Raw genomic sequence first — 17,692 nt, 5'->3', positions numbered from 1 at the left:
GTGAAGAAGCTGATCGTCTCATTAGTCGTTGTAATACTCTCTGCAATTATATTTTTAGGCTGGGGTTTAGATAGTTTTTTTAACGAGTATCAGCATAAAAAAAACACGGATGAATTTAGCCCTTATAGGCAAATAATTAACTCATTAGCAAATACGCTTGAAGAAACGGGTAATCTTGCACAATTTGTAAGCGCTTGGCAACAGCAAAACCAGCAACAACTAACACTAACGCCCATATCTGAATTTCCTTTACCTATTAGTTTGCGAGATAGTTTCAGTCAGGGCCATCCTCTGGTTCTTGAATCTGCTGAGTTGATCACCGTAAATAAGCTATTACAAACTCAGCAACAAGTATTGACGCTCAGTATCCCACAGCAAGGCAAGCAACAAGATAATCTCGCGCTACAAATTATTTTAACAACCATATTTTATTTGGGGGTTTTACTGTGTGCCTTTATTTGGCTTGGCCCTTTAATTAAACGATTACAGCTACTAAGAAATACGGCAAAACGCTTTGGTGAAGGTGATTTCTCTGCTCGTATTAATATTTCAAATTCGTCTTATATAATTGATATTGAAAATGAGTTTAATTTTATGGCGGAGCAGATAAATACTCTAATTAAGGATAACAAATTATTAAGTAACGCGGTGTCACATGATTTACGAACTCCATTAGCTCGATTACGCTTTGGTATTGAAGCCCTTGGCGAGACGAATAACCCAAAAAACAAAGAAAAGTATGTCCGTCATTTGAGTCGAGATATTCAAGAAATGGAAAATCTCGTTGCCGTTTTACTTAATTACGCCAGTTTAGAGCAGAAAATGATTAAAGTTAAACGCATGCCTCTAAACTTAAATGCTTTGATAAAATCAGCTGTGTGTAACCTTACTTCAAGTGATGCTTGTTCGGTTGCAATGGATATAGCCAAATTAGCCAAGGAAAATATAATCATTGATGGTGATGAGAATTATTTAGCAATGTTAATTAATAATCTACTTTCAAATGCACAACAATATGCAGCTAAGTACGTGCGGATAACAACACAGCAAACATGTAATAGTGTGAGCATGTGTATTGAAGACGATGGCCCAGGCATTTCAAAAGAAATGCGCGAACACGTATTTAAACCGTTTACCAGAGGTGAAAGCGACACCGTTCAACAAGGTTATGGAATGGGGTTAGCTATTGTTGTTAGAGTTGCCGCATGGCATGGTGGCAAAGTGTCTATTAGTCAATCAGAAGTGTTAGGTGGAGCTAAGTTTAAGGTGGTTTTTAAGCGAGCATCACACTGATTAGACTTAAAAACTCATCGCTGCTAAGTACTGAACCTGAGCTTCGGATAATAAATCTATCATCAGCAGCTATTTTCAACGCTAACTGCGTTGAATTTACTTACAATAGGCGAGCTATTTACGCGTAAATTCGCCTTGTTCTCCCTGAGAACTTCCGGCTGAAGAATAAAAATATTCATTTTAAATCAATTTATTAGCAAGTATCTTAACCAAAGTTCAGGTTATTTAATTCACATATGGCGTTTCCCTTCTTAAAGTTTCATCATTTTGGCATACTTTGCAAAGAAGATGTTGTATCAGAGTGTCGTAATCAAAGTTAATTATTCCTCATAAATTACCGCAACAAATTTGTACATAAAGCTACATTCTAAAAGTTTTGAACGCACATCCGTACATGTTACAACATCTACATACAGCTCTGATTTTTTCATCAGGTTAAGCTATTTCCTAACAATGGAATGGGCTAAAAACAAGATGCAAAAAATTACATTTACTTATTTATTATCAAAGTTTTATTCACTAAATGAAACCATGGGGAAAGCTAAAGAGCAACGTATTATCTCCCCTTTTACTTTATTACTCAGCTGCTCAGTATTTATCGTTTTAATGGCAAATACAGTGTTCTTTGACAAACTCAACGCTTTATATGCTTGGCAAGAAAACTTGAGTTTTATTATCTCGTTAAGTCTGTTGCTTTTGAGTCTTATTCTTTTCGTGATGTTTGTTCTTAATATTTTACTACCCACCAAAGTCGTGGTGTTTGTGATGCTATTGATTGCTGCAATGGTTGATTATTATGGCGTTGTATTAGGGGTGCTGATTGACAAAACGATGATCCAAAATGTTGCTGAAACCAACCTCGCTGAAGCACAAGAAATAATTAATTTAGGATTGTTCAGTCGAGTTATATTTATGGCTATTTTACCCGCGGCTTTATTGTTATTTATACAAGTGAAAAATATCACTTGGTTACAACGACTGCGTCAACAGGCTATCAGTATTACCATGATTATGGTGTTGATCCCCATACTTATCGCGCCGTTTAGTGCGCAATACACCAGTTTTTTTCGTCTACATAAAGAGCTGCGTTATTACACTAATCCTTTATATCCAATTTACTCGGTATTCGATTATTTAGCAGAACAAACCGCATCACTAAACTCGAAACAGTTTATCAACCTCACGACACAGATAACTAAAAGTAGCAGCACGCGAAAACCTAAATTAATGATTTTAGTGGTCGGTGAAGCAGTAAGGGCTGACCACCTCAGTTTAAATGGTTATTCACGCGACACTACGCCAAATATGTCAAAGCAAGCGGGACTCATTAATTTTAGCCAAGTGAGTTCCTGCGGTACGTCAACAGCAGTGTCTGTACCTTGTATGTTTTCATTTTTTGGTCGTGATGATTTTACTGTGAGCAAAGCTAAGTATACTCAAAACGTTCTTGATGTACTCGCTGCAAGTTCAGTGAGAGTAAGCTGGCGTGACAACAACTCTAGCTCAAAGGGTGTTGCCGATAGGCTGATGTATCAAAGCTATCGCAGTTCAGAGGTTAATACAGTATGTGATGTGGAATGCCGTGACGTTGGCATGTTGGTTAATTTACAGCAATACGTTGATCAACACACCCAAGACACCGTTATTGTTTTACACCAAATGGGTAATCACGGGCCTGCTTATTTTAAACGTTACCCGAACGAGTTTGAGTTTTTTACACCTGCTTGCCAATCAGCAGAGTTATCAGAGTGCAGTCAGCACGAAATAATTAATGCATATGACAATGCAATCCGCTATACAGATTATTTTTTGGCTGAAGTGATCAAGCTTCTGCAAGCCAATTCTGTGCAATATAACACCGCTATGCTGTATGTCAGTGATCATGGTGAGTCACTTGGTGAAAACGGGCTTTATTTACATGGTATGCCTTATGCTTTTGCGCCCGATGCACAAACACATATCCCTATTATTTCTTGGTTTTCAGCTCCTTATATTGATATTGAAAAAACTAAAGCACATCAGGATGACGCTTATTCACATGACACCATTGCGAATACTCTACTGACCTTTTTTGAAGTTAATACCAACATTGCTGATGAGTTTAAAGTAACCCCGCCTCTTTTTTATCTAAAGCCGAAGGGGGACGATAAATGAACACTATAAAATTGTCTCAACAGTTGCACCATAGTGAGTTTAATATAGGTAGTGAGCTAAGCTCTCGATTTAAAAAGCTAATCAATCAAGGAATTAAAGCCAGCTTTATAGCGTTTTTTATTAATAGCTTTACTGTAAGTGGTCAGGAAGTTGAGTGCGCGTCAAAAGCTGATAGTGAAGAGTTTGTTACGATAGATAAGCTCACACTTATTAGCCATCCTGTATTTGATGAGAGTCAACCAGACAGCTTATATCTGCACAGTTTAGCTAACTGGTTACATATTAATACCCAACAGCATGTTGTGGAAAAGCTACTTCCTTTTGCTCAGGCTGACGTTATTTCTAGATCGCAGTTTGCTGAGACTGAGCGCATACTTAATCAGTATTCGTTTTTGCGTAAAAGTCGAGTTAGCTTGATTGAGGATTGCGAGAGTCAGCAAGAAAATGAGCTTAAAGTTGAAACGTGGGATACTTGGTCACTAGTACCTTATATTAGTTTTGGTCGTCGTGCCGGCAATAATAAATATGCTTTTGGTTTTAAAGAAGATAATTTCTTAGGCTTAGGGGTTCATGCAGGCGTGCAATATAAAAAAGACCACCTGCGATCAGGCTATCAAGTTGCTTTTAGTATGCCGCTTAGTTTTCCTAAACAATCAACTGTTGAACTTGAATTTGCTGATAATGATGATGGACAAAAAACCTACCTTGCTTATTCAAAGCCCTTTTATCAGCAATCATCTAAGCAGCAACATTTGGTGTCAATACTCAAAGAAAATCGTCGTGACAGTATTTATCAAAATGGTGAGCTTGCATGGCAATTCTCTCATGAAGTTGAGCAGTCTACTTTAGCTTTCGGGCATTTAATAACTCAGCATCGATTAGGAGCGGTGCGAATGCATTTTGGGATCAACAAAGAGTTACATCGTTTTACAAGTTTGGATAGCGCGATATTAGCCGAATTACCTTCAGATAGAAGGTTCACCTTCCCTTGGATAGGTTTGGAATATAGCCAAGCAGATTATCAGATTTTCTCTAACATTCGCTTTATCGATCATCGTGAGGATATTAATTTAGGCTGGCAGTTAATAAGCAAAATAGGTGTAGATATTAGCTCATTAAATACTGATGAAAGCCAAGGTGTTCACCTTGAAAATATTTTATCCAAAGGTATGCAATGGCAAAACACGCTAATGCTGTTTTCTACAAATTACAAAGCTTATTGGCAGAGGGAGCAACCTGATCACCAACAAGTAGCAGCAGAGTTTGAATTGTATCAATACCTAACACCTCGTTGGGCCGGTTACTTTAAAGCGCAATGGCAAGCAGAAAAAAATCAATATCTTGATATACCGCTTGCTTTAGGTGGAGACACCGGAGTTCGTGGTTATGCAGAGCAATATCAACATGGTGAGCATTTATGGTCAGCAAGCGCCGAGCTGCGTTATAACCCCCATTGGGAGTTATATCAGTTGGTTAATGTTGCATGGGCAGCATTTGTCGATAGCGGTAAGGCGTGGGGGCAAACACCAGCAATTAATAGTAATGATACAACCTTACAGAGTATCGGTATTGGTGCAAGGTTGTTTTCATCTCATTCAAGTGAAGGCAATGTTGTTCATATGGATATTATTAAACCTCTTACGATGGGCCCTAATGTTGATAGTTGGCAGTGGCGGGTGCAAGTAAAACAAAGTCTTTAAATTCATTTTAACTATAATTAGGAATAACGATGAAAAACGTAATCAGTAGTGTAAATAAGCCTAATGGTAAAGGGATCAATCGAATTATTAAAGCCACACATTGCTCTTATAAGGGGTTTATAGCTGCATGGCAATATGAATCAGCATTTAGGCAGGAGTTTGTAATGGCTATAATATTACTACCATTTGCTATCATCTTGTCATCTTCGATAAGTCATTTATTTTTATTGATCAGTAGCTTAGTGTTCATTTTATTTGCCGAAATAATCAACTCGGCTGTTGAAGCGCTTGCTGATGCAGTTACGCTAGATCACAATATACTCATTGGTCGAGCGAAAGACCTTGGCTCAGCAGCAGTATTTATATCGTTAAGTATATTTACTACCGTATGGGGCTATGCCATCTATAGCTACCCATTTTGATACCAAAAAAGTATTAAAGTAGTAAATTAAAACCGCGCTTTTTCTGCTGATTGTGCTCGTTGCCATTATTCTGTTGTCAGGCTTAATTGGTATGAGATTTTAAATGTGCATATAGCGTCAAAGCTTAGTAAGTAAACGCAATACTTGATTAAAACACTCGGGTATTAGATAATCAAAACAATGTAGGTATAGAGGGTTATGGTATGTCAGAAGAATTACCCATTAAGTTCAGCGATGCAGCTGCTGTTCGCGTTAAACAGTTAATCGACGAAGAAGAAAATCCAGATCTAAAACTGCGTGTTTATGTAACAGGCGGAGGTTGTTCAGGTTTCCAATATGGTTTTACTTTTGATGAAAAAGCAAACCCAGGCGATTTAGAAATTGTAAAAAATGGCGTAACCTTAGTGGTTGACCCAATGAGTATTCAATATTTAGTTGATGGTGAGGTGGATTACACCGAAGGACTTGAAGGCGCACGCTTTTTTGTTTCCAATCCCAATGCAACTACCACCTGCGGGTGTGGCGCTAGTTTCAGCGTTTAAAGCAATTGATTAAAGCCGCAGCTAGCGGCTTTTTTATTACCTAAGACATCTTATTATCTAAAATTACTGCGTAGCTATTATTTCATTAAATGAAACCGATTTCGTAATGATTTTTAACGCGGGCAAAAAGTAGCTGAACAGCTTACTGAAGTATTCCCCACTCAATAATCCTCCTTAAAAACAAGGTCTAGATCCGCGTAGCAAGATTAAAATACTTACGTGAGTTCATACAATTATTCAGAGTTAATACTTCTAGATTATTGTCATTAATAGATGCTGTTGCTGGTGGCCTGAGCTTTGTACCTTATGTGGCTTTAGCCGTTATTTCTTGTTTATAGATGCTAATTGAACGTCAAATTGGCTTGCTTTAGGCTAAGTCACTCATTTATGTAGGGTGAGTGACTTGGAGCATTAGAATAAAAAAACCTAACACTATTGCAGAAAACGCTAAAATATATATAAAGCCTTTCTTACCTTGTTTGATCGGAACGCCATTTGCTTTAAGAAAAAAATACCAAACTAAGCAGAGGATAATGGGTAGTAAAAACAATAATCTGAACATAAACGCTTGCTCCTAACAATAAAGGGACAGTTAATAATGTAACTATTTAATTTATAAGTCAAAAATAATTAATCATAAAAAAGGTTTATTTAAATTAATTATTTGTTACATTAAAAAGGAACTAATTATAGAACGCGCGTTTTGTTGTGACTTTGACAATAAAGCTGCTCATCTATAATAGCTGATTCCTTAAATGGGGACTCAGCTGAAATTAGTTATTTCACATGAGTCTGAATAGTATATAATGTATCCAAGAGTGAGACGGGCAAATTTCACTCTTAATTAATTAACTTTAAATCATCTAGTAGGAGATGTTTTTTATGATGGGTAAAACAGTTTCTTCTGAAGAAAACTCAAAACTAACCAAGTGGCTTAAAACTAAGCGTCACGAGAAAGGTCACACAATGCGAAGCCTTGCTCATGTACTTGGTACACCACATTCATTTATTGGCAAAATTGAAAACCAAGAGCGCCGTTTAGACGTAATTGAATTTTTACGTTATTGTGATGCATTAGAAGTCGACCCGTATGAAGGTTTAGGCTTATTAAAAGAAGACTAATATTTAGTTTCTTTTTGTAAGCGCAGGGAAGCGCTCTCATTGATGTGAAATGATTTCTTTCCCTTATTAATTCCTACCGTGATAACTATTTTCTAATTCATACAATTTATGCCGAATAAGATATAAGAATATGAGTGATGGTATTACCATCAGGGCAGTCAAAATAAAAAATAACGACCAATTTCCACCTAACCAATCATCAATCACCACACCGCTATAACTTGAAAGTAAGGTTCGTCCTAAATTTCCCAATGACGCTAATAAAGCATAATGTGTTGCGCTAAAAGCGCGATCACATAGCATAGATATAAATGCTACCATAGCAACTAATGACCATGCTTGAGTAAAGCCATCGACGACAATTGCCATTGCGTACAAGTGTTCTTGCGGGCCTGCGAGAGCGATCCAAGAAAACATTAAGTTAGAAGCAGCCATTGCCACACCGCTAATAAACAAACCTTTAACGATGCCGTACTTGTGATTAAAAATACTGCCTAAAAATGCGAACACAATGGTGATAAGCCCCGTGCCGAGCTTTGAATAGTTTGCTATTTGAGTGTTTGAAAAGCCGACTTCTTTATAAAACACAATCGACATACGGGCCAGAAATGCTTCACCAATTTTAAATAAAAAGATAAAAGCGAGCAGCGCAAGTGCAGTCTTCACGCCATTACGCGCGAAGAATGTTTTAAAAGGATCAAGTACAGTAACAGCCAACCATGCTGCAACTTTAGTTAATTGTGTTTGCTTACCAAGCGCCAGCTTTTGCCGATAAATACGTTCTAGCTCTGCATGTACAACTTCGCGGTTAGATTCAGGTTCTTTTGCCCAAAATACACAACTCATAAGTAATAACATCACAATAGCTAAAAAGTAATACACTTGTGGCCAGTCAATGCTTGGCATATCTGCCATATAAAACGGAATAGCACCTAGCAGAGCATAACCGCTCCACCAACCAGAAGTAGCCATTGCTGCTGCTGCGGTTGCTTTATGGCTTTCGTTTTCACTGAGGGTATCGATACGAAAAGCATCAATAGCAATATCTTGAGTCGCTGAGGCGATAGCAATTAATAAGCACAACGCAGCTGCGATGGCTAAATGCGCGGTGATATCTAATCCTGCCAGTAAAATAACTCCTAGCAAAATAAAGCATTGGCAAAATAGTATCCAACTTCGGCGCTGGCCTAGCCAGTTATATAGCAACGGCAGTTTTATTCTATCGACTAAGGGGGACCATAAAAAATTAATGCTGTAAGCACCAAATACAATGCCAAATAAGCCAATCATGCTGCGACTGAGGCCTTCATCTTTTAGCCACGCAGACATCACGGAGCCTATGAGGACCCAAGGAAAACCGCTGCTCATACCAAAAATAAACACATTTATAAGTCGTTTATCTTTAAAGTACGAAAAATATTCTGATACCGACAAGCTTTTAGTCATAACGCCTTCATTGGCAATAGCGGTTTGGCCGCTATTTTTATTGTTATAGTGGGGTTGGCTCTAATACAGTTATATTTAAAATAACAACCGGGGTTTTTGGTACAAAGTCATAACCAATTTTTTCATTAAATCCCGTTTCAACTTGCATGATTTTATCAAGCGTTTCGTAGCCTTCCATTACCATACCGAACACGGCAAAGCCCCAGTCTTTACCTGGGTTTAGGTGGTCGTTATTGTCCATGTTAAAGAAAAACTGACGAGTACCAGAATGAGGTTGACGATCTTGATAGGCCATGGCAATACTGTACATATCGTTTTTTGAACCGTTACCGCTTTCATTAAAGATTGGATCGCCTTCATAAACGCCGTCATATTCTTTATCGTAGCCACCGCCTTGAATGACAAAGTCTCGGTCGTTTTCTACATCACGTTCAACACGATGAAATACGGTGCCTTTATAGCTGCCATCCATCACATAAGTTAAAAAATTATTGACGGTGATAGGGGCTTTTGAGCGATCCATCTCGACTATGATTTTCCCCATTGTGGTAGTTATTTCAACTCGTGGGAACATATTGTTTTTTTGCACAAAGCGTCCTTCGGTCGCTGCCATTGCGGTTTGGCTAAGTTGCACTAATATAAATAATAAAAATAGACGTTTCATGGTTAACCTTCTAAAAATGCGAGTAATTCAGGGTCTGATACCATGCGGGTAATTAACTGCTCAGTCAACTTATTGAGTTGTCCTTCAATTTTTGCTCTATCGTGACCTAGTGGTCCTTCAAGGCTTGCATTACCACGGTAAATTTTACTGAAGTTACTGTCGCTGCGAATAACACGCACACCTAATTCAATCTTTGCATTGCTGGTATGCGACATCATTTTTTCAGTTACTACGGCTTGCAGTGTATGAATATCAACTTCAAAACGAGTAGTCGCAAGATTTGAAATGCTTGCACCGTTTCGGCTAAGAGCGCTATCAAGGGCACTTTTAATTGATTCAGTAAGGCCTTGGCTGGCAATTGTTTGGGTTTTGTCTGAGGTTATTAATTTTAATGTTGCTGGGTCACCTCTAAGATCAATAACACTGGTACTTAAACTTTGATTAATTGAGCTTAATTTGCCACCTTGATAGAGCGGATTTAAGATCAATTGATTAGGCTGACTACTGCAAGCCGACAGTGATAATAAAGCACAACAAGGTAAAACATATTTCATCATAGCTATAGCATTCCATTATTTTTAGTGGCACTTAATACTACAAACTTTTTATTTGAACCAAGTAATTCACAATTGCCAAACATACGTTTTAGTTTGTCATGGTAGTCCAGGTGGCGGTTACCAATAATACGTAATTCTCCGCCATTTTTTAATGTGTCTTTGGCTTGTTTAAACATTTGCCATGCAATGTGATCTGTCACGGCTTGTGCTTGGTGAAAAGGCGGATTACATAACACTACATCGACACTTTCACGTTCAAAGCCCGTTAAGCAATCATTTTCAATAAAGCGGCATTGCTCAAACTTATCTTCCATATTGAGCTCTACAGTTAATCGTGCTGATTCAACCGCCATATATGATTCGTCCACAAAGGTAACTTCAGCGTTAGGGCAGCGTGCGAGTGTCATCAAACCCACCACACCATTACCGCAACCTAGATCAATAATACTTTTTGCTTTATTGGTTTGTGGTAAAAAGTCAAAAAAGAACCGTGCACCAATGTCCAGAGAATCCCGCGAGAACACATTGGCGTGATTACTAATGGTAAAATCAGTGCCTTCAAGAGGCCAATTAACAGGAAAATCAGCAGCTTTATAACCACCTTCTGCTTGGCTAATAATTAGGCGAGATTTTTTCACTGCTAAACTAGTTTTAGTTTCACCAATAAATTGCTCGAAAGCTTTAATTGTTGAATTATGTACATCTTTGGTTTTTGCTGCGCCAATAACCGGAGTGCCAGGTGCAAGTACTTCGCTGAGCTCAGATAATTGATATTGCAAGAAGCCCAATGTGCGTGGCACTTTTAAAATAACTAAATCAACGTGTTCAGGCAAAGCCGATAAGCTATCTAGCTGGCTAAATGCGGTGGTTGGTATTTTATTTTCTGCTAAGTTGTAAGCCGCCGCTTGGTGGCTAATATAAGAATCGTTTACTGAACAAACCGTTAATTGTTGTTTACTAAAATAACAAGACAAGGCTCCAAAACTATCATTTAAAATCAGCAAAGAGCGACAATCAGGATAATGTTCAGTAACATAGTCAATTAGGTACTCGTCTGCTGAATCCCAAGCTTGTAAGCTACGGTTTTTTTGATCCAATGGAAAACGTTCAAGAGTAAATGTTTTATCGCCGAACTGTGCTTGCGTGGTCATAATAGTTAGTGATCAGTAATCAAATGATAGGTAAATTCTAACATGCAACGGCAAAAGGCCAACCCCCATATGTTACCAAATGGCTTTTACTACCAAGCAAAAGCGTTAAGTGCGCAAAAAAGTCTCGATTTATTCTACTATTTACGCGACTCACTGACTTGGCAGCAACCAAAAACGACCGTGTTTGGGAAAACGAACCCCATTCCACGTATGCAATGTTTTATTGCTGATGCTGGTGTACGTTACGGTTATTCTGGTTCGACATTAAATGTTGAACCATGGCCTGATGTATTAGATGCCATGCGACTACGATTAAATAAACAATTTGATGTTGGATTTAATGCCTTATTAGTTAACTTATACCGTGATGGGAATGATTGCATGGGCTGGCACGCCGATGATGAAGCAGAACTTGGCCATGAGCCTATTATTGTATCGCTTTCATTAGGGGCTGAACGAGTATTTAAAATAAAACATAAAGTAACCAAGGAAGTCACTTCGCTTACGTTACACAGCGGGAGTTGCTTGGTTATGAATGGACTTAGCCAGCAACAATATCTACATGCGCTTCCTAAACAAACACGTTTGGCACACCCTCGAATCAACTTAACTTTTCGAACAATTTTTCAAAAATGAATATTTGTTGGCCTTTATAGTAGTGGCCTTGATATAGTAAGCACATAAATAACCAGTAAAATATGAGTGTTTTATGTCAATGCAACAACAGATTGAAAGCAAGTTAGCTGATGCGATTGCGTGTAAGCACCTTAATGTGGTGAACGAAAGCCATATGCATAGTCGTGGTAGCGATTCACACTTTAAAGTCATTGTAGTAAGTGAAGAGTTTAGCGGTAAACGTTTATTGCAACGCCATCGTCAAATTAATGAAGTGCTAAAAGATGAGTTAGCGAATCATATTCATGCATTGGCTATCCATACTTTTACGCCTGATGAATTTACAGAGCAAAGTGGTCAGGTTGCTGACTCACCGACTTGTTTAGGTGGCTCTAAATTAGATTAACGGCAAGGTCTGAGAGTACACAAAACTCATCAGACCTGTATTTTTACAATTAGCCTTTAAACTAGCGCTAATTTTTATTGAGATAAATATAGGATGATCAATGGTCATTAAGCCTAAAATTCGCGGTTTCATTTGTACTAACGCCCACCCAGTAGGTTGTGCAGAGCACGTACAAGAACAAATTAACTATGTAAAACAACAAGGCGCATTAAAAAATGCCCCTAAAAATGTATTAGTTATCGGTGCTTCAACTGGCTATGGCCTTGCATCTCGTATTACTGCTGCATTTGGTGGCGGTGCTAAAACTTTAGGTATTTTCTTCGAAAAAGAAGGTACTGAGCGTAAAACCGGTTCTGCAGGTTGGTATAATACTGCTGCATTTCAAGCGGCCGCAGACGCTGAAGGTTTATGGTCAAAAAATATTAATGGCGATGCGTTCTCTAACGAAATCAAACAAAAAGCGATTGATACAATTAAAGCGGATTTAGGCAAAGTAGACCTAGTTATATACAGCCTTGCATCGCCGCGTCGAACTGATCCAAATACCGGCGAAGTTTACTCATCAACGCTTAAGCCAATTGGTAACTCAGTTACGACTAAAAACTTAAACACCTCAAAACGTGAAATTGATGCTATTACTGTAGAAGCTGCAAACCAAGATGATATTGATAACACTATTAAGGTGATGGGCGGCGAAGACTGGGAAATGTGGATTGATGCATTAAAAGAGGCTGATGTACTAGCTGATAACTTTAAAACCAGTGCTTATACTTATATCGGTAAAGAACTAACATGGCCAATTTACGGTCACGCGACTATTGGTAAAGCGAAAGAAGATTTAGATCGCGCAACCGTAGCAATCAAAGAATCAACTAAAGCATTAAACGGTGAAGCTTATGTATCATCATTAAATGCAGTGGTCACCCAAGCAAGTTCTGCAATTCCTATTATGCCGCTTTATATTTCAGCGCTATTTAAAGTAATGAAAGCGGATGGGACCTATGAAGGCACGATCGAGCAAATTCACGCGTTATTTACTGAGAACCTTTATGGAGACTCACCACGCTTTGATGACGGCGGTCATTTATTCCAAAACTACAAAGAGCTGGAAGATGATGTACAAGCGCGTATTCAAACTGTGTGGGACAGCGTAACCACAGAAACAATAGACGAATTAACTGATTACGTGGGTTACCACAATGAGTTTTTACGTTTATTTGGGTTTGGTATTGATGCTGTTGATTATGAACAAGATGTCGATCCAGTTGCCGCTATAGCTAACATGATTGATTAATTCAGCCATGTTTATTTGAAAAGTCGCTATGGCGACTTTTTTTATTGATAAATTTTACTTTATCGTTATTTAGCGGATTAATTTCCATCCCACCTCGCAAGCAATAGCACTTTGGTCTATATTGAATTTTATTCAAATGCGGCTAATAGGTTAAATAACTGCTCCTGTCGTATAAATTTCATAATTACACTCGCATAGTGACCCTGATTGATGTTAAAATTCGGGCAATATATGTGAGGAATTTTACTGCGTTGCTTGTTTTGTAATTTAAACAGGCGGTTCTTCGTTATCTTGAATTTGGCTTAGGGTTATCAAGAAAAGCGACGTGGTCGGTACGATTTTTCAGTTTCTTTCCGTTAATGTAGTGCAAGTGCGTATGATCAACATAAAAAAAGGTCTGGACTTACCCATAGAGGGCGCGCCTCAGCAAGTTATTCATGATGGTTCTACCGTCAAACGTGTAGCTGTGCTAGGTGAAGAGTTTATTGGTATGCGTCCAACCATGCATGTTCGTGTGGATGACCAAGTTAAAAAAGGCCAGGTACTTTTTGAAGACAAAAAGAACCCAGGTGTATTATTTACTGCTCCAGCTGCTGGTACAGTAAAAGAAATTAATCGTGGTGCAAAACGTGTGCTGCAATCTGTCGTTATTGAAATAAACGGCAGTGAGCAAATCACCTTTGACGCTTTCTCGACTGAGCAACTTTCGAGTCTCGATCGTGAAAAAGCCAAAGAAGTACTGATCCAGTCAGGTCAATGGACAGCATTACGTGCTCGCCCATTCAGCAAAGTAGCAGCTGTGGATGCAAATCCTAGTTCGATCTTTGTGACGGCTATCGACACTAACCCTCTTGCTGCAGATCCTGCAGTGATTATTGCTGAAAATGTACAAGCATTTGAAGCAGGTTTAGCTGTGGTATCACGTCTGACCGATGGTAAGGTATTTGTTTGTAAACAAGCAGGTAGCCAAGTACCTAGCTCATCAATTCCTCAAGTAGAAGTACATGAGTTTGGTGGCGTACATCCGGCTGGCCTTGTTGGCACACATATCCATCACTTAGATCCAGTATCGGTAAGCAAGCAAGTTTGGCATATCGGTTACCAAGACGTTATTGCCTTTGGTCACTTATTCCTAACTGGTGAAATTAGCACAGACCGTGTGATTTCTCTTGCTGGTCCGCGTGTTAAAAACCCACGTTTAGTGAAAACTCAACTGGGTGCTGCTTTAGATGATTTAGTTGCAGGCGAATTAGAAGACGGCGATAACCGTGTTATCTCTGGCTCTGTTTTAGCGGGCGCTACTTCACAAGGTCCTCAAGCATTCTTAGGTCGTTACCACATTCAAGTATCGGTATTACTTGAAGGTCGCGAAAAAGAGTTGTTTGGTTGGATTGCTCCAGGCACAGATAAATTCTCTGTAACACGTACTTTCTTATCACACCTAACACCGAGTCGTTTATTTAAAATGACAACGTCAACAGGTGGTTCAAAACGTGCCATGGTACCACTTGGTAGCTATGAGCGTGTTATGCCTTTAGATATTTTGCCAACGCCTTTATTACGTGACTTAATTGCCCGTGATTTGGATAGTGCAATTTCATTAGGGGCGCTTGAACTTGATGAAGAAGATTTAGCGTTATGTACCTTCGTTTGTCCAGGCAAATACGAGTATGGTTCAATCCTACGCGATTGCTTGACTACGATCGAGAAGGAAGGCTAGAGAGATGGGTTTAAAGAAATTTCTAGAAGATATCGAGCCGCATTTTGAAGCCGGTGGTAAACATGAAAAGTTTTATGCGCTGTATGAAGCAGCTGCAACTATTTTTTATACCCCTGGTCACGTAAATAAAGGCGCGACACACGTTCGTGATAACATCGACCTAAAACGCATGATGATTTTAGTGTGGATGGCGACGTTCCCTGCAATGTTTTTTGGTATGTTCAATATCGGTCATCAGGCCGCTGGTGCATTAGCACAAGGTTTTGAACTAGCAAATTCTTGGCAAGTTGGCCTGTTCCAGATATTTGGTGGTGAATTAACTGCTGAATCCGGCTGGGGCGCTAAAATGTTTTATGGCGCATGTTTCTTCCTACCTATTTACGCAGTTACATTTGCTGTAGGTGGTTTCTGGGAAGTTATATTTGCTTCAGTGCGTAAGCATGAAATTAACGAAGGTTTCTTCGTAACGTCTGTGTTATTCGCGCTTATCCTACCTGCAACCATTCCTTTATGGCAAGTTGCACTAGGTATTACATTCGGTGTAGTAATCGCTAAAGAAATCTTTGGTGGTACTGGTCGTAACTTCTTAAACCCTGCATTAGCGGGTCGTGCGTTTTTATTCTTCGCATACCCTGCACAAATTTCAGGTGACACAGTATGGACAGCAGTAGATTCATTCTCTGGTGCAACTATGCTAGGTCAAGCGTTTGTTGGTTCACTTGATTACAGCAACATGGCTCTTTGGTGGGATGCGTTTTATGGTTTCATTCAAGGTTCAGTAGGTGAGACATCTACACTTGCATTGCTAGTTGGTGGCTTATTCCTCATTTACGTACGTATTGCTTCATGGCGCATCGTGCTAGGTGTGTTCTTGGGTATGGTGGCAACAGCATTCTTATTAAACGCTGTTGGTTCTGATACTAACCCAGTATTTGCAATGCCTTGGCATTGGCACTTTGTACTTGGTGGTTTTGCTTTTGGTATGTTCTTTATGGCGACAGACCCTGTGTCTGCAGCATTTACTGACAAAGCAAAGTTCGCATATGGCGCACTAATTGGTGTGATGGTAGTAATGATCCGTGTAATTAACCCTGCATTCCCTGAGGGTATGATGCTAGCAATCTTATTTGCTAACTTATTTGCACCATTGTTCGATCACTTCGTAGTGCAAGCTAATATCAAGCGGAGGTTGGCACGTAATGTCTAGTAATAACGAATCAATCGGCAAAACGCTAAGCGTTGTTGTAGCACTATGTTTAGTGTGTGCAATCATCGTATCGTTTGCTTCAGTTCAGCTTCGCCCTTTACAGCAAGCTAACAAAACGCAAGATATTCAAAAAAATATCTTGGCAGCTGCGGGCATTGATGTGTCTGGTTCTGTATCAGAAACTTTTAAAGCTAAGATCGAAACTCGCCTAGTTAATATGGAAACAGGTGAGTCTCAAACTGGCGAAGCAGTTCAGGCTAAAATCGACGCTTTCGATTTTGAAAAAAGCAAGTTTGATCAAAAAATTAGCTTTGCATTAAAAGCAGAGGGCATTAAGGATATCGCTGGTATTCAGCGTATGACTCATGAGTCTCCTGCATATATCTCGAAAAAAGCAGACGGTTCTACAGATGCTATCATTTTACCAATCCAAGGTTATGGCCTTTGGGGTATTATGTATGGTTTCTTAGCGCTTGAAAGCGATGGCGAGACAATTAAAGATATTAACTTCTATAAGCACGGTGAAACACCAGGTCTAGGTGGGGAAATTCAAAATCCACAATGGACTGCTAAATGGGGTGGCAAAGAGCTACCTATTGATGTAGTAAAAAGCGGCGCTAAAAATGATCATCAAATTGATGGTTTATCTGGTGCAACTTTAACTTCAAATGGTGTTGATCACACAGTTGACTTTTGGACTGGCGAAAACGGCTTTGGTCCTTTCCTTGCGAGAGTACGTGAAGGAGCGTTGAAATAATGGCTGATACTAAAGAAATGAAGTCGGTCCTATTTGGTCCGGTACTGGCAAACAACCCAATCGCATTACAAGTACTTGGTATTTGTTCTGCGCTTGCGGTAACGTCGAGCTTAAAAAATGCTTTAATCATGTCAATCGCATTGACCTTGGTAACAGCGTTCTCAAGCTTCTTTATCTCAATTATTCGTAACCAGATCCCGTCATCTGTACGTATTATCGTGCAAATGACCATTATTGCATCATTGGTAATCGTTGTTGACCAAGTATTACAAGCCTTCTCTTATGCTACGGCGAAAGAGTTGTCTGTATTCGTTGGTCTAATCATTACTAACTGTATCGTAATGGGTCGTGCAGAAGCATACGCAATGAAGTCGCCGCCAGTAATGTCGTTCCTTGATGGTATCGGTAATGGCTTAGGTTACTCAGTAGTGTTACTGACTGTTGGCTTTATTCGTGAACTATTTGGTAAAGGGTCATTATTTGGTGTTGAAATCATCCCTCTTGTACAAGATGGTGGTTGGTATCAACCTATGGGTCTATTGATTTTACCGCCTAGTGCATTCTTCATCATTGGTTTATTCATTTGGGTACTTCGTACTTATAAGAAAGACCAAGTAGAAGCGAAAGGGTAAGGGGCAGACT

The 17,692-nt window shown here is 39.2% G+C and carries 17 protein-coding genes; 13 read left to right on the top strand and 4 right to left on the bottom strand.

Annotated features, from left to right (window positions below):
• The 6 genes from H5182_RS04035 (at position 1) to H5182_RS04010 (ending at position 7,233) form a co-directional block, all read left to right on the top strand.
• Positions 1–1,293 carry an ATP-binding protein gene (locus H5182_RS04035; protein WP_182759578.1) on the top strand — a complete coding sequence of 431 codons (1,293 nt, stop codon included), beginning with the start codon at positions 1–3 and terminating at the stop codon, positions 1,291–1,293.
• A 474-nt stretch (positions 1,294–1,767) separates the two neighbouring features.
• Positions 1,768–3,447, top strand: a complete 1,680-nt coding sequence (locus tag H5182_RS04030) for a phosphoethanolamine transferase (protein WP_182759577.1) — start codon at positions 1,768–1,770, stop codon at positions 3,445–3,447.
• The gene (locus H5182_RS04025; protein WP_182759576.1) at positions 3,444–5,147 is read left to right on the top strand and encodes a ShlB/FhaC/HecB family hemolysin secretion/activation protein; all 1,704 of its coding nucleotides are present in this window, start codon (positions 3,444–3,446) and stop codon (positions 5,145–5,147) included. The genes H5182_RS04030 and H5182_RS04025 overlap by 4 nt, the downstream gene beginning before the upstream one ends.
• A 29-nt stretch (positions 5,148–5,176) precedes the next feature.
• On the top strand, positions 5,177–5,569 hold the full coding sequence (locus tag H5182_RS04020; RefSeq protein ID WP_145241304.1) for a diacylglycerol kinase: 393 nt from the start codon (positions 5,177–5,179) through the stop codon (positions 5,567–5,569).
• 203 nt (positions 5,570–5,772) lie between these two features.
• Entirely contained in the window at positions 5,773–6,111 is a 339-nt protein-coding gene (gene erpA, locus H5182_RS04015; RefSeq protein WP_058560150.1) for an iron-sulfur cluster insertion protein ErpA, read from the top strand.
• An 882-nt stretch (positions 6,112–6,993) separates the two neighbouring features.
• On the top strand, positions 6,994–7,233 hold the full coding sequence (locus tag H5182_RS04010; protein WP_182759575.1) for a helix-turn-helix domain-containing protein: 240 nt from the start codon (positions 6,994–6,996) through the stop codon (positions 7,231–7,233).
• Positions 7,234–7,299: 66 nt separating this feature from the next.
• Here H5182_RS04010 and H5182_RS04005 read toward each other — a convergent pair whose 3' ends face one another.
• From H5182_RS04005 to H5182_RS03990, 4 genes are read right to left on the bottom strand one after another with little or no spacing between them, the layout of a single operon-like run.
• Positions 7,300–8,679 carry an AmpG family muropeptide MFS transporter gene (locus H5182_RS04005; RefSeq protein ID WP_145241306.1) on the bottom strand — a complete coding sequence of 460 codons (1,380 nt, stop codon included), beginning with the start codon at positions 8,677–8,679 and terminating at the stop codon, positions 7,300–7,302.
• A 43-nt stretch (positions 8,680–8,722) separates the two neighbouring features.
• Positions 8,723–9,343 carry a peptidylprolyl isomerase gene (locus H5182_RS04000; RefSeq protein ID WP_182759574.1) on the bottom strand — a complete coding sequence of 207 codons (621 nt, stop codon included), beginning with the start codon at positions 9,341–9,343 and terminating at the stop codon, positions 8,723–8,725.
• A gap of 2 nt (positions 9,344–9,345) precedes the next feature.
• Positions 9,346–9,900: a YajG family lipoprotein gene (locus H5182_RS03995; RefSeq protein WP_182731490.1), complete on the bottom strand. Its 555-nt coding sequence runs from the start codon at positions 9,898–9,900 to the stop codon at positions 9,346–9,348.
• A 2-nt stretch (positions 9,901–9,902) separates the two neighbouring features.
• Entirely contained in the window at positions 9,903–11,051 is a 1,149-nt protein-coding gene (locus H5182_RS03990; protein ID WP_145241311.1) for a methyltransferase, read from the bottom strand.
• 42 nt (positions 11,052–11,093) lie between these two features.
• Here H5182_RS03990 and H5182_RS03985 point away from each other — a divergent pair, with 42 nt between their 5' ends.
• The 7 genes from H5182_RS03985 (at position 11,094) to H5182_RS03955 (ending at position 17,682) form a co-directional block, all read left to right on the top strand.
• Positions 11,094–11,687 (top strand): alpha-ketoglutarate-dependent dioxygenase AlkB, encoded by a 594-nt coding sequence (locus tag H5182_RS03985; RefSeq protein WP_182759573.1) that lies wholly within the window; start codon positions 11,094–11,096, stop codon positions 11,685–11,687.
• 73 nt (positions 11,688–11,760) lie between these two features.
• Positions 11,761–12,072, top strand: coding sequence for a BolA family transcriptional regulator (locus H5182_RS03980; RefSeq protein WP_145241315.1), 312 nt, complete (start codon positions 11,761–11,763; stop codon positions 12,070–12,072).
• A gap of 100 nt (positions 12,073–12,172) precedes the next feature.
• A complete protein-coding gene (gene fabV / locus H5182_RS03975) occupies positions 12,173–13,366 on the top strand; it encodes an enoyl-ACP reductase FabV (protein ID WP_145241317.1) in 1,194 nt (397 codons plus the stop codon).
• A gap of 376 nt (positions 13,367–13,742) precedes the next feature.
• Positions 13,743–15,086 carry a Na(+)-translocating NADH-quinone reductase subunit A gene (locus H5182_RS03970; protein WP_145241319.1) on the top strand — a complete coding sequence of 448 codons (1,344 nt, stop codon included), beginning with the start codon at positions 13,743–13,745 and terminating at the stop codon, positions 15,084–15,086.
• Positions 15,087–15,090: 4 nt separating this feature from the next.
• Positions 15,091–16,293 carry an NADH:ubiquinone reductase (Na(+)-transporting) subunit B gene (locus tag H5182_RS03965; protein ID WP_145241321.1) on the top strand — a complete coding sequence of 401 codons (1,203 nt, stop codon included), beginning with the start codon at positions 15,091–15,093 and terminating at the stop codon, positions 16,291–16,293.
• Positions 16,286–17,050 (top strand): Na(+)-translocating NADH-quinone reductase subunit C, encoded by a 765-nt coding sequence (locus H5182_RS03960; protein ID WP_145241323.1) that lies wholly within the window; start codon positions 16,286–16,288, stop codon positions 17,048–17,050. The genes H5182_RS03965 and H5182_RS03960 overlap by 8 nt, the downstream gene beginning before the upstream one ends.
• Positions 17,050–17,682 carry an NADH:ubiquinone reductase (Na(+)-transporting) subunit D gene (locus tag H5182_RS03955; RefSeq protein WP_145241325.1) on the top strand — a complete coding sequence of 211 codons (633 nt, stop codon included), beginning with the start codon at positions 17,050–17,052 and terminating at the stop codon, positions 17,680–17,682. The genes H5182_RS03960 and H5182_RS03955 overlap by 1 nt, the downstream gene beginning before the upstream one ends.
• Positions 17,683–17,692 lie beyond the last annotated feature (10 nt).

This window comes from Pseudoalteromonas sp. SG44-17 (assembly GCF_014164235.1).
Lineage (GTDB): Bacteria > Pseudomonadota > Gammaproteobacteria > Enterobacterales > Alteromonadaceae > Pseudoalteromonas > Pseudoalteromonas rhizosphaerae.
Note: the sequence above shows the minus strand (reverse complement) of the source record. Positions and strands in the feature narration are given on the sequence as shown.

Excerpts from the sequence above, each read along its gene's own strand:
- H5182_RS03980 (WP_145241315.1), top strand. The coding sequence starts at position 11,761 with ATGTCAATGCAACAACAGATTGAAAGCAAGTTAGCTGATGCGATTGCG.
- H5182_RS04005 (WP_145241306.1), bottom strand. The coding sequence starts at position 8,679 with ATGACTAAAAGCTTGTCGGTATCAGAATATTTTTCGTACTTTAAAGAT.
- erpA (WP_058560150.1), top strand. The coding sequence starts at position 5,773 with ATGTCAGAAGAATTACCCATTAAGTTCAGCGATGCAGCTGCTGTTCGC.
- H5182_RS03965 (WP_145241321.1), top strand. The coding sequence starts at position 15,091 with ATGGGTTTAAAGAAATTTCTAGAAGATATCGAGCCGCATTTTGAAGCC.
- H5182_RS03960 (WP_145241323.1), top strand. The coding sequence starts at position 16,286 with ATGTCTAGTAATAACGAATCAATCGGCAAAACGCTAAGCGTTGTTGTA.
- H5182_RS04010 (WP_182759575.1), top strand. The coding sequence starts at position 6,994 with ATGATGGGTAAAACAGTTTCTTCTGAAGAAAACTCAAAACTAACCAAG.
- H5182_RS03970 (WP_145241319.1), top strand. The coding sequence starts at position 13,743 with ATGATCAACATAAAAAAAGGTCTGGACTTACCCATAGAGGGCGCGCCT.
- H5182_RS04030 (WP_182759577.1), top strand. The coding sequence starts at position 1,768 with ATGCAAAAAATTACATTTACTTATTTATTATCAAAGTTTTATTCACTA.
- H5182_RS04000 (WP_182759574.1), bottom strand. The coding sequence starts at position 9,343 with ATGAAACGTCTATTTTTATTATTTATATTAGTGCAACTTAGCCAAACC.
- H5182_RS03955 (WP_145241325.1), top strand. The coding sequence starts at position 17,050 with ATGGCTGATACTAAAGAAATGAAGTCGGTCCTATTTGGTCCGGTACTG.
- H5182_RS03995 (WP_182731490.1), bottom strand. The coding sequence starts at position 9,900 with ATGATGAAATATGTTTTACCTTGTTGTGCTTTATTATCACTGTCGGCT.
- fabV (WP_145241317.1), top strand. The coding sequence starts at position 12,173 with ATGGTCATTAAGCCTAAAATTCGCGGTTTCATTTGTACTAACGCCCAC.
- H5182_RS04025 (WP_182759576.1), top strand. The coding sequence starts at position 3,444 with ATGAACACTATAAAATTGTCTCAACAGTTGCACCATAGTGAGTTTAAT.
- H5182_RS04020 (WP_145241304.1), top strand. The coding sequence starts at position 5,177 with ATGAAAAACGTAATCAGTAGTGTAAATAAGCCTAATGGTAAAGGGATC.
- H5182_RS03985 (WP_182759573.1), top strand. The coding sequence starts at position 11,094 with ATGCAACGGCAAAAGGCCAACCCCCATATGTTACCAAATGGCTTTTAC.
- H5182_RS03990 (WP_145241311.1), bottom strand. The coding sequence starts at position 11,051 with ATGACCACGCAAGCACAGTTCGGCGATAAAACATTTACTCTTGAACGT.